The following is an 11735-nucleotide window of genomic DNA, read 5'->3' as shown; positions in this document are numbered from 1 at the left end:
TGCTAGTATGTTGCCATGATACAGAGAACTATTGAACCGCAACTCAGGCAACTTGCCGCGACCTATCCGGTTGTAACCATAACAGGCCCGCGCCAGAGCGGGAAAACAACCTTATGCAGAAACGTTTTCCCTGACTATAGTTATGTGAACCTTGAGGCACCTGATACACGAAGCTACGCAACAGAAGACCCAAGGGGCTTTCTTGCCGCATATCAACAGGGTGTCATCCTGGATGAAATCCAACGTGCGCCGCTGCTCCTCTCCTATATCCAGACAATTGTTGATGAAAAGAACATACCCGGACAGTATATCCTTACTGGTAGCCAACAGTTTGAGGTGATGAACACCATCAGCCAGTCCCTGGCAGGCCGCACAGCACTTTTGAAATTACTCCCCCTCTCGATGGCCGAGCTGAGCAGCCTTTCTCCCCCTGCAAGCATTGATACCGTCATATTGAAAGGTTTCTACCCACGCATTCATGACCAACAGCTTAATCCGACTCAGGTGATGGGGGATTATTTTGAGACCTATGTAGAAAGGGATCTGCGGCAATTAATGGCAATTAAGGACCTGTCGCAGTTCGAGCGTTTTGTCAAGGTCTGCGCCGGCAGGGTCGGACAGCTTCTCAATCTGCAAAGTCTCGGTAATGATGTCGGTATATCCCATGCCTGCGCCAGATCGTGGCTCACCATTCTTGAAGCCAGCTATATCGTGCACTTACTGCATCCGTGGCACACCAACAGCTCCAAACGCCTGATCAAATCACCTAAACTCTATTTTTACGATGTTGGTCTGGCAAGCTATCTTCTGGGACTGGAAAATGAAAACCAGGTGAGCCGGGACCCGCTGCGGGGAAACCTATTTGAAAATATGGTAGTTATGGAAGCGCTCAAGCATCTGTATAATCGGGGAAAACGGAGTAATCTGTATTTTTTCAGGGATAGCAACGGTAACGAGGTTGACCTGATTTCAGAGCAGGGAAGAACTCTGGCTGCCATTGAAATTAAGGCGGGATCGACCATCAACCCGGATTTTTTCAAGGGTTTGCGTCAATTCAAAAAAGTGGTCGGTGAATCACATACGGTTATTGCCGGTCTGGTATATGGCGGAGAGGAAACACAACGCCGAAGCGATACCGTGGTTCAAGGAGTACTGGACTGTGATTCATTGTTTGGGGAGTTGCTGGATCCGGCGATGTGAGGTTGCATCGCCGGAATCAAGTCCAGAAGCTTTTTGTTAATGAGCAAAGTGATGCGACTTCTCCAGATAATACTCGTAGTTTCCTTCATAGGTCCGCATCTCGCCGTGATCCACCTCAATCACCCGATCAACCAGCAATCGCAGGAAGTGACGATCATGGCTGACCAGCATGACGGTGCCGGTGAAGTTCTGCAGTGCATTCAGCAGCATCTCACGTGAACGGATATCCAGGTGGTTGGTGGGCTCATCCAGGATTAGAAAGTTGATCGGTCTGGCCAGCAGGGTTGCCAGCACCACCCGGCTCTTTTCGCCACCGGACAGGTTCTCAATCTTCTTGTCCACCGCATCACCGGAGAAAAGGAAGGCGCCCAGCAGGTTCATGATCACCCCACGGTTGGCAAGGGGCAGTGTATCCTGTACGGTTTCAAAGATACTCTTCTTCGGGTCAAGAACCTCCATGGCATGCTGGCTGAAGTAGCCCAGCTCCACATTGGCACCCAAAGCAACGCTGCCGCTGGTTGGCTCGGTCTCACCGGCCAGCACCTTCAGAAAGGTGGATTTTCCGGCACCGTTCACCCCCACCACCGCAATCTTGCTCTGACGCTTGATGATGCCGCTTACCCCTGAAAAAACCGGCTTTACGTCGCCATCGGGCAGCGGCCACTCTTTTGCCAGACCATCCATCACCACCACATCATCACCGCTGCGGGGCGGTTCATTGAACGCAAATCGCACAGTCCGTTCTTCAGCAGGAATCTCAATCCGCTCGATCTTCTCAATCTTTTTAACCCGGGATTGCACCTGGGCAGCATGGGAGGCCCGGGCGGCAAAACGGGCAATAAAATCCTCTTCCTTGGCAAGCATATCCTGCTGGCGTTTGTGGCTGGCCAGCAGTTGCTCATGGCGGATCTCCCGCTCTTTTTCGTAAAAGTCGTAGTTGCCGCCGTAGGTAGTGACGGTCTTGTTGGCCACCTCTACAATCCGTGTCACTATCCGGTTCATGAAGTCCCGGTCGTGGCTGGTCATCAGCAGGGCGCCGTCAAAGGTATCGGCCAGCCACTCCTCCAGCCAGACAATCGATTCAACATCAAGGTGGTTGGTTGGCTCATCAAGCAGCAGTACATCCGGCTTCAAGGTCAGGATCTTGGCCAGGGCGATCCGCATCTTCCAGCCGCCAGAGAACGACTCCACCGGATGATTGAAGCGATCCGGCCCGATGCCGAGGCCGGTTAGCACAGTCTGGGCGCGGGTATCCAGATCATAGCCGCCACGGTGCTCAAACTCCTCCTGCGCCACACCATAGCGCTCCAACAGGGCTGCCATCTCGTCATCAGACTGGGGCTCACACATGGCAGCCTCCATCTCCTTCAGTTCACCAGCCAGACGCATGGTCTCGGCTGATCCGGCCATCACCTCTTCCAAGGCAGACCTGCCGGACATATCCCCCACATCCTGAGAAAAATAGCCGATGGTGGTTCGCTTGGCACAGGTCATATCACCAATGTCCGGTTCTTCTTCACCGGTAATAATCCTAAAAATAGTGGTCTTGCCGGCACCATTGGGGCCCACCAGACCGGTGCGGGAACCGGGCAGAATCTGAAAACTGGCATCACGGAACAGCACCTGCGAACCGTGTTGTTTGGTTATGTTGGATAGGTGAACCATTCAAAAACTCCAATAAAAATATTAACGTGGCCGTTGTGGCCGCTGCTGAGGTCGAGCTCCACCAGCACCTGCTGGTTTACTAGCTGGTTTATGCTCGTTGCGGACTGGTGCTGTCCCCTGCCCTGCTGCCGGTTTGGGTGCAGGTTTCTTTGCCTTGGGCTGGTTCCGGGGCGGGCGTGGTGGCCGGGCAAACTCATCATCCTTGCGGGGTGCCGCTACGGTGTAATCAAAACCATCCACGGTGCGGCGTTCAATGGCAGTCCCCAGGGTGCGCTCAATCGCCTTGACCATGACGGTATCCTCATCGGTTATCATGGTAAAGGCATCACCGTTTCTGGCAGCCCGACCGGTGCGACCGATGCGGTGGATATAGGCCTCACTGGTGTCCGGGATATCATAGTTGATCACGTGAGAAACCTGGGAGACATCAATCCCCCGGGCCGCGATATCGGTTGCCACCAAAATCTGGTAGGTACCGTTCCGGAAGCCGTCCATGGCAGCCTGACGCCGGTTCTGGGAAAGGTTACCCTGTAGCGAGGCCGCGGTGTAGCCAGCCTTTTCCAGTTGTTCCCCTACCCGCTTGGCGCGGTGCTTGGTGCGGGTGAATATCAGCACTGAATCGGTATCGGTATGCTTCAGCAACTGCATGAGCAGCCCTGTCTTCAGGTGCTGGGCCACCGGGTAGAGTGCATGGCTGACCGTGGCTGCCGGAGCAACATGATCCACCTGCACCGTGGCCGGATCGCGCAGGATCTCGCGGGCCAGACCTCTGATCTCGGTCGGCATAGTGGCAGAAAACAGCATGGTCTGGCGCTGGGCAGGCAGATGCTTCAGGATACGGCGAATATCAGGCAGAAAGCCCATATCAAACATCTGGTCTGCCTCATCCAGCACCAGCAGTTCCAGATTGGTCAGGTCAATCGTGCCCTGGTTGATATGATCCAGCAAGCGGCCAGGGCAGGCCACTACAATCTCAACTCCATTCCGTAACCTCTCAATCTGCGGATTGACGTTAACGCCACCGTAGACGGTAATGCTTTTAAGGCGGGTTGCCTGACCCAGCTCCAGCATGGCGTCATTGATCTGCTCTGCCAGCTCGCGGGTTGGTGCAATAACCAGTGCTCGCACCTGCTTGCGTGGCCCCTGCATCAGGCGATGCAGGATCGGCAGGGCAAAGGCGGCGGTCTTGCCGGTGCCGGTCTGGGCAAGCCCCATAATGTCATGACCGGCCATAATCTTGGGGATGGCCTGAGCTTGAATAGGGGTGGGGGTGGTGTAGCCAAGGGCGGTGATTCCTGCTACCACTTTGGGGTGAAAACTGAACTGTTGAAACGGCATCTACTTCCTTCTTTCTGTGGTGCTCAAGAAAAAAGCCCCGAAATTGTCCGGGGCTACAAGTGCTATGAAACTCGTGATCTTTCTGGAACAGCGTGTAATGGTAGAGAGAGTACCAGTTAGACCGGTAGGCTGTCAAACAGAAAGCCGGTTATAGCGTCATCCTTTGTTGCCTTCAGAAAGATGCCTGCAGTATACTTTAGCAATCATCCGCTCCCCACTATTCTTGTTCAAGGATTACCATACCATTCACCATGAAACGATTCCTGCTCCCGCATCTGATCTGCCCCGCCTGCCTGCCCAGGGAATACCCGTTAACCCTGGCAGCTGAACGTGAAGCCGCTGATGATATTATCAGCGGTACCCTGACCTGTAAAAAATGCAAGAAACGCTTTCCCATAAAGGAAGGAATTGCCCACCTGCTGCCTGATCCTGACAGTAGCCCTGCCGGCGCACAATGGCGCTACGAAGAAAAGGGGATGACTGACCGCTACCTCTGGAGTCATTACAGCGACCTTTTAGGGGATACAGAGATTGATGATTCTGCTATCCAGTGGGCGGACTGCCTGTCCAGGACGGCAACAGCAGGCTTTGATGCTGGCTGTTCAGTGGGCAGGATTACGTTTGAGATGGCCAGCCTCTGCCATCTGGCAGTGGGATGTGATCTTTCCCACGGCTTTATCAAGACCGCCCGTAGTCTTGCACAGAAGCGGGAGCTGGATTTCACACTTCCCCTGGAAGGAAACCTGATCGAGACATTCCATCTGTCACTGCCTGCTACATGGCGCACTGATAATGTTGAGTTTGTAATTGCTGATGCACTGCGGCTACCATTCAGTGCCAACAGCTTTGATCAGATTGCCTCACTCAACCTGCTGGACCGTGTCAGCTATCCACTGGCCCATCTGTTTGAGATGAACCGGGTAGCAGCGTCCCAGAATGCCTCATTCCTGTTTGCAGACCCGTTCTCATGGTCCACAACTGCCGCACCGGAAGAACGCTGGCTGGGTGGAACCACAACCGGACCCTACACAGGAAGAGGCAAAGATAATGTACGTGCATTACTGGAGGGGAAAGACGGGATTCTTTTGCCAGCCTGGACCATTACCCAGACTGGCTCTCATGCCTGGAAGATGCGCACCCACTGCAACCATTATGAGGTTATTACCAGTGAGTATCTTGGTGCTAAACGATAAACCGCTGCCTACAGTGCCACCAGCACCTTCAGAAGATGCGGCACCATCTGCTTCTTACGGGACATCACACCTTTCAGCTCATACAGGTGCGGCTCCACCTGAGGATAGCCCATCAGGTGGGCCAGCTCGTTCTTGCCCTCTGCCAAAAACAGGGTGGTTTCGCTGTAGATATCAGTAACCATCAAACCTGCCAGATCAAGCTTGTCAGCCTGCTTTACCTGACGTAATACGTCCCACAACCGGTCCTTCAATTCGTAGAATTCATCAAATCCAACCACCTCTACCTGACCAACTCCAAACAGGGTATCTCCGGCTGTAAACTCTTTAAAGTCAGCCCGCACAGCTTTTTCAAGACTGGCATGGGCAGAAAAACCGCTGCATGAGGCAAAGATATCCTTGCCAAAGGCGCTATGCTCAAGCCCGGCAATCGGCTCCAGCCAGGCCACCAGCTCCCGGTCGCGGGTGGTGGTGGTGGGGGATTTAAGGATAACGGTATCAGACATGATCCCGGCCAGCAGCAGGGCGGCAATCTGCTGTTCCGGTTCCATCCCCCGCTCACGGTAGAGTGATGCCACAATGGAGCAGGTACTGCCCACCGGTGCTGCCATAAAGGTGATCGGCTGATTGGTGGGGGGGTTACCCAGCTTGTGGTGGTCTATCACCGCCAGAATCTCAACAGATTCTGCACCGGGCACCGCCTGGGCCAGCTCATTATGGTCCACCAGGATCAGGGCATAGGGTAGCGGGGTCAACAGGGATGATTTGGTGGCAACACCGGCAATGCTGCCATCCTCTTCCACCGCCACCACAGCGGGCTCGCCGGAGTGCAGCAGTTTAAGGCGCAGATGATCCACCGACTCCATCACCCCGATCCGCTCAAACTTCTGATCCACAAAGCAGGCCAGCGGCGTGGAGAGCCTGGCCAGAGAAGCTGCAGTAGCGGTATCATGGGGGGTTGAAAAGACCGTGACGCCACGTTCCTGTGCCAGGGCAATCAGATCATCACGCACCGGCAGACCACCGGTGATCACGAGCAGCCGCACGCCGGATTCAATGGCTGATCACTGAATTGAAGGACGGTCACCGGTCATGATCAGCAGGCTGGACGGATCATAGCCATCAATCCGCTTACTGAAAGACTCTTCCGTCATGGCGCCGATGAACAGGTGCAGGTGCTCCATCTGATCAGCAGGCTCACCGCACAATACGGTTGCTTCAAGGCAACGGCTCAGGGCTGCCAGACTGCTGTCCACACCTCGCCGACGGTCAGTACCTGCCACCAGATATTTTTCCGACAGCTTGAGCAGTGAAACCACCCCTTGTGGCTTGCGCGTCTGATCAACCACCGGCAGCACCCGAATGGCATGGCGGTGGAACAGCTCAAGGGCATCCTTCAGCGGCAGATCCGTGGGGGCGGTCACCGGGCTGCGGCTGATCACATCCCGCACCTTGGGGTGGACATCAGCCAGATAGATTGGTGGATCAATCCCCAAACGTTTCAGGATATAGCTGGTCTGAGGGTTGGGTTGTCCAGCCATGGCAGCAACAACATTGTTGTTCCCGAGGCTGCGACGAAAAGCCGAGTAGGCGATGGCAGAGGCGATTGAGTCGGTATCCGGGTTACGGTGTCCGATAACGTAGATTTTTTCATGCATGCAAGATTCTCCCAAGGTTGTGTCAACCGGCATGATATGACAGAATGCAATTCTCTGCATCAGGAAATCAGCTTCAAGCGAGGTTATTATGCCGATTCTGAAGGTTAACCATGCCGACTGTACCTGTTGCGGCGAATGCGCCGCCACCTGCCCGGTCCGGATCATCCGCCTGCCAGAGGGCAGCTTTCCCCGTTTTTGTGATGACGGAGCTGAGCGCTGCATCATCTGTGGCCACTGCGAGGCCGTCTGCCCCACTGCAGCCATAGCCGTAGATGATCCCCGGCTTGATCCAACCACCTACCCTGCCCTGCACGCCCCTATCCCCAAGGAGCAGCTTGCCCACCACCTGCGGATGCGTCGTTCCATCAGACGTTTCAAACCGGAACCGGTTGAACGGGAGACACTGCAGGAACTGCTGGACCTGATGCGCTACGCCCCCACCGGCATGAACTGCCAGGAGTTGCAGTGGATGGTGATCTACGATACGGCTGAACTGCGGCGCCTGTCGGGATTGGTGGTGGACTGGATGCGTCACCTGGTACGTCAAAACGCCCCTGCGGGGCTTAAAGTCAATTTCGAGGGGATGATCAAATCATGGGAAAAAGGCAATGACCCGATCAGTCGCAAGGCACCGCGCCTGGTGCTGCCCCATGCCCATAAGGATTTTCCGCTGGGTACGGTGGATGGCTTGATCGCCCTGTCCTATCTGGATCTGGCGGCACCGGCCTATGGGATTGGAACCTGCTGGGCCGGTTATTTCCAGTACGCCCGCGAAAGCTGGCAACCGTTGCGGGATGCCCTGGGGCTGCCGGAGGGACATCAACCGGCCTACGCCATGCTGCTGGGCAAACCGGCGGTCAGCTACCAGCGACCACCCAAACGGAATTTCGGCAACGTTGTCTGGCGCTGACAGAACAGGTATGGAGAATCGCACCATGATAGAACTGCTTGCTTCAGTACAGGAGCGCCAGGATTGTTTCGACCACCTGTGCACTGCCTGGAGTTCCGAATACCGCCAACGGGGTGGAGCCCTATACTGCGGAAAAGGCTGCAGCGGCTGCTGTTCGCTGGTGGTTAACTGCAGTTTCCCTGAAGCGATGCTGGTGGCAGCCGCCCTTGATCAGCAGCAGCAAGAACGGCTGAAAGCACAGATACCACACATACAAAAGGCCGCCAACAGCTCCACCAACCTTAAGGAATGGCTACGGTCCTACCGTTTCGAGGCAGGCCCCTGTCCTTTCCTTGATCAGACCGGTGCCTGCGGCGTTTATGCAGCACGCCCCCTTTCCTGCCGGTCATTGTTTGCAACCAAAGAGCCTGCTTGGTGCGTAACCGATTTTGCCTCGCTTGCCAGCAATGAGAAACAGGCCTTTATGGAATCGCTGGATCGATCAGCAGTGGCCTTTCCAACCCATTATGCGGCAACACCTCAGGAGATCGGCCAGGAACTTGAGGAAGCCACCCTGAAGCAGATGGAAACAGTTTACGGTTTTTCGCTACTGGGATCACTACCCTGGCTGGTCTGGCTTGAGCTTGAACATCAGCTGAGCAGCCGTTTTACTGGTGGACGTGATGCAGTACAGCAGCATCTGACAGCAGAAGGAGTCACTAACCCGTTTCTGATTGTGCTTGGCTAAGCTGATTGAGGACCGCTTCAACCATGGCAACCGGCTCTTCAGTCGCATCCAGAGCAATTACCAATCCTTCATCTGCAGTTGGCGGTTCAACCGATTTTATCTGCTGCTGAAAGACCTGCCAGGTACCGTCAGAAGCCGAATCCCCCCTGACCTGCCGTTGTTCCAGACGCTGCCTGACCAGTTCATCAGGACAGGACAGCTGAAGAATAACCACCCTGGCACCGGAGTCAGCAGCCAGCCTGATGAAATGCTCCCGGCCCCGGCGTTGGAGAAACGTGGCATCCAGAATCAGGCTGGAGTGTACTGCCAGACACTGTCTGGCCAGTTCAAACAGACGGTCATAGGTGGCCTGATTCCAGGCAGGACTGTAGATGGCAGCATTCCGCTCGGTAGCCGCCACACCGGCCAACCGTTTCCGTTCCAGATCCGAAGAAAAATGTTCCAGCCCCAACTGAAAAGCCAATTCATCGGCCAGGGCTGTCTTGCCGCAACCGGTTGGTCCACAGGTTAGAAACAGGAATTTAGGCAGTTGTTCACGTAGCAGATAGCCTCTGGAAAGCCGAAAGAAGCACTGGGCCCGGACAGCAGCAGCTGTTTTCTGTTCCTCGGGAATCAGCGGATCATCCAGACGAAAGCTCTCCACCTTGCCCCGCACAAAGGCCCGGTTCGCCAGATACAGTGGTAGAACCTGCTTCAGACCAGTATCCCCGCTGTAAAAACCGTAACGTTCAACAAACAGTTCCGCCAGATCCCGGCGGCCATGGTTTTCAAGATCCATTGCCAGAAAAGCCACATCAGCGGCCGTATCGCTATAACGAAACTTTTCATTAAACTCGATACAGTCAAAGATATGTACCTGACCGTCCAGACAGATATTCTCTGTATGCAGATCACCATCGCATTCGCGGATATATCCTTGCTGCAGACGACACAGAAACAGTACAGAATCCTGTTCCAGACGCTGCAATGCCAGCTCCGCAATCCAGGTATGTTCCTGCTCCGACAGGGTACGGCCACAATAGAGTGCAGCCTGCCGGAGGTTCTCCAACCAGTTGCTCCTGATCGCCTCAAGCGTGCCAAACAGGGCTATACCGTCACCCCGCGCAGCCTCTGCATGGAAACGGGCCACCTTTTTCGCTATAGCATCAATATCCGTTTCTGTTACCCCTCCGTGCTCCAGGAGACAGGACATCATCCGTTCCTGGGGCATCCTGAGCATCTTGACCGCATACTCTACTACCGGTCCGTCAGCCTGAAAGCTCAGCCTGCCATCAGCATCCAGATACAGCGCAACCACTTCAAGATAGATGTCAGGAGAGAGACGCCGGTTCAGACGCAACTCTTCATGGCAATAAAAGCGGCGTTTCTCAAGGGAGGTAAAATCAAGAAAACCAAAATCCACCGGTTTCTTGATCTTGTAGACGAACCGGTCAGTCAGAAAAAGGTGAGAGATGTGGGTCTGCAGATGCTGCACTGCGGTGGTGGGATCAGGGTAAACGCCGGGATTCAGCAGATGATCAATCACGGGACGATCCATAGCATTCTCCTTGCGTGCATAATACAGTAACTCTACACCTGAAAAAGTGACAGTCAAACAAAAGAAGCCCCGAACAGAGCGGGGCTTCTTTTGTGACTATCTACAGCATCTGTTAGGCGCGACCCTTTTCAATGGCATCCCAGTTACGGGGAGCGCGGACCTGAGGTGCCTCAAAACCGAGGAACACCTTGAAACCCAGTGAAAATTCGGCCCAGAACTCCTGCCAGCGTGAAGGTTCTGCTTCGCCGGCAACCACTTTCTTCTTATCAGCCAGAAAGATGGAGAGGGCAGCACCGCAGGCCAGCAATATACCGGCAGCGATAAAGGCGTTCGTGTTGCCGTTCGGCATGGCCTTGATCTTGTCAGCAGCCTGTACCAGCACAAACCCACCCACGCCCCAGGCGGTAAACAGGGCACCGTAGTTGAGACCGTAGTTTTTGAGTCCCCAGTAATCCTTGGCAAAGGAAGGGAACAGGGCCAGATTGGAGCCGTAGTTAAAGCCCATGAATGTTGCCAGTATGACCAGCATAACGGCGTTGGGGTTGGCAGTGATCGGAATAGCTGCAAACATCAGACATGCCTGGAAGGCCAGCATGATAAACAGGGTGGCACGACGGCCGATCCGGTCTGACAGCACCCCGGCAACGATCCGGCCAGCTGCGTTACCCACAGCGGCAATGGCTACCGCCACAAAGGCCATCTCACCCATACTCTTCTTGGCCATACCGGCCACACTTCCGATAACCATCAGGCCAGCACCGGCACCAATGAAGAAGCAGATCCAGAGCACGTAAAATTTGGGTGAACGCAGCACTTCACTAACGGTGGCGTTAACCTCTTCCTTTTTCTTCTTCTCGGCATCCAGAGCAGGATAGTAGCCACGCAGCACTTCACGGGGGACATAGCCTTTGGGCGGATTTACCAGCAGGAAGGAAAAACCGCAGACCACCACCAGAAAACCGATCCCAAGAATCAGCATGGAGTTCTGAATGCCATAGGCATGCAGCAGGGTCTTGGCCAGCGGCGCAATATAAACAGGAGCCAGCCCGAAACCACCAACCACAATACCGGCCACCAGACCGGTCTTGGCAGATGAAAACCATTTAATGGCAGGGGGCGTTGCTGCAGAATAGCCAAAACCAAAGCCGGCACCGGCCAGAACGCCGAAACCTACCACCCAGCCAACAAAACTATTGGTAAAGCCAAGCATAACAAAACCGGCCCCCACCAGCAGACCACCTATCAACGCAGTTTTGGCCGGACCGATCTTATCCTGGGCTTTACCGGCAACAATCATGGCAAAGGCAAAGGTCAGACAACAGACCGCATAGGGTGTACCGACCGAGGTCAATTCCCACTGAAAGGCACCGGGACCACCAGTTTTGATAGAGCTGACAATGGCCTCCTTAAAAATACTCCAGGCGTACAGCACGCCCAAGGCCAGGTTAATACCGGTACCGGCAATAACCACCTGCCAGCCCTTGCTCTTGTGTGGATTCTGGTCAGACAT

8 protein-coding genes and 1 pseudogene are annotated in these 11735 nt (G+C 54.7%); 4 read left to right on the top strand and 5 right to left on the bottom strand.

Annotation, left to right across the window (positions count from 1 at the left end):
- The first annotated feature begins 15 nt into the window (after positions 1-15).
- Positions 16-1200, top strand: a complete 1185-nt coding sequence (locus OEL57_RS02750) for an ATP-binding protein (RefSeq protein WP_300736690.1) — start codon at positions 16-18, stop codon at positions 1198-1200.
- Positions 1201-1236: 36 nt separating this feature from the next.
- On the opposite strand, the gene OEL57_RS02745 is transcribed toward OEL57_RS02750, so the two are convergent.
- Both OEL57_RS02745 and OEL57_RS02740 read right to left on the bottom strand, forming a co-directional pair.
- Positions 1237-2865: an ABC-F family ATP-binding cassette domain-containing protein gene (locus OEL57_RS02745; protein WP_300736686.1), complete on the bottom strand. Its 1629-nt coding sequence runs from the start codon at positions 2863-2865 to the stop codon at positions 1237-1239.
- A 21-nt stretch (positions 2866-2886) separates the two neighbouring features.
- The gene (locus tag OEL57_RS02740; RefSeq protein WP_300736683.1) at positions 2887-4203 is read right to left on the bottom strand and encodes a DEAD/DEAH box helicase; all 1317 of its coding nucleotides are present in this window, start codon (positions 4201-4203) and stop codon (positions 2887-2889) included.
- A 251-nt stretch (positions 4204-4454) separates the two neighbouring features.
- On the opposite strand from OEL57_RS02740, the gene OEL57_RS02735 reads away from it, so the two are divergent.
- The gene (locus tag OEL57_RS02735) at positions 4455-5396 is read left to right on the top strand and encodes a class I SAM-dependent methyltransferase (protein WP_300736680.1); all 942 of its coding nucleotides are present in this window, start codon (positions 4455-4457) and stop codon (positions 5394-5396) included.
- Positions 5397-5404: 8 nt separating this feature from the next.
- Here OEL57_RS02735 and OEL57_RS02730 read toward each other — a convergent pair.
- Positions 5405-7051 (bottom strand): annotated as a pseudogene (locus tag OEL57_RS02730) (putative manganese-dependent inorganic diphosphatase).
- 88 nt (positions 7052-7139) lie between these two features.
- On the opposite strand from OEL57_RS02730, the gene OEL57_RS02725 reads away from it, so the two are divergent.
- The gene (locus OEL57_RS02725; protein ID WP_300736677.1) at positions 7140-7961 is read left to right on the top strand and encodes a nitroreductase family protein; all 822 of its coding nucleotides are present in this window, start codon (positions 7140-7142) and stop codon (positions 7959-7961) included.
- A 25-nt stretch (positions 7962-7986) separates the two neighbouring features.
- The gene (locus tag OEL57_RS02720; RefSeq protein WP_300736674.1) at positions 7987-8688 is read left to right on the top strand and encodes a YkgJ family cysteine cluster protein; all 702 of its coding nucleotides are present in this window, start codon (positions 7987-7989) and stop codon (positions 8686-8688) included.
- Here OEL57_RS02720 and OEL57_RS02715 read toward each other — a convergent pair.
- Entirely contained in the window at positions 8660-10225 is a 1566-nt protein-coding gene (locus OEL57_RS02715) for an AAA family ATPase (protein WP_300736672.1), read from the bottom strand. The genes OEL57_RS02720 and OEL57_RS02715 overlap by 29 nt on opposite strands.
- Before the next feature lie 112 nt (positions 10226-10337).
- Positions 10338-11735 (bottom strand): L-lactate MFS transporter, encoded by a 1398-nt coding sequence (locus OEL57_RS02710; RefSeq protein WP_300736670.1) that lies wholly within the window; start codon positions 11733-11735, stop codon positions 10338-10340.

It is taken from the genome of Trichlorobacter sp., from assembly GCF_030247655.1.
Classification (GTDB): domain Bacteria; phylum Desulfobacterota; class Desulfuromonadia; order Geobacterales; family Pseudopelobacteraceae; genus Trichlorobacter.
The sequence above is the reverse complement of the archived record's forward strand: the minus strand, read 5'-3'. Positions and strand labels throughout refer to the sequence as shown.

Coding starts and splice junctions, on each gene's coding strand:
- OEL57_RS02750 (WP_300736690.1), top strand. CDS start 16: ATGATACAGAGAACTATTGAACCGCAACTCAGGCAACTTGCCGCGACC.
- OEL57_RS02745 (WP_300736686.1), bottom strand. CDS start 2,865: ATGGTTCACCTATCCAACATAACCAAACAACACGGTTCGCAGGTGCTG.
- OEL57_RS02740 (WP_300736683.1), bottom strand. CDS start 4,203: ATGCCGTTTCAACAGTTCAGTTTTCACCCCAAAGTGGTAGCAGGAATC.
- OEL57_RS02735 (WP_300736680.1), top strand. CDS start 4,455: ATGAAACGATTCCTGCTCCCGCATCTGATCTGCCCCGCCTGCCTGCCC.
- OEL57_RS02725 (WP_300736677.1), top strand. CDS start 7,140: ATGCCGATTCTGAAGGTTAACCATGCCGACTGTACCTGTTGCGGCGAA.
- OEL57_RS02720 (WP_300736674.1), top strand. CDS start 7,987: ATGATAGAACTGCTTGCTTCAGTACAGGAGCGCCAGGATTGTTTCGAC.
- OEL57_RS02715 (WP_300736672.1), bottom strand. CDS start 10,225: ATGGATCGTCCCGTGATTGATCATCTGCTGAATCCCGGCGTTTACCCT.
- OEL57_RS02710 (WP_300736670.1), bottom strand. CDS start 11,735: ATGTCTGACCAGAATCCACACAAGAGCAAGGGCTGGCAGGTGGTTATT.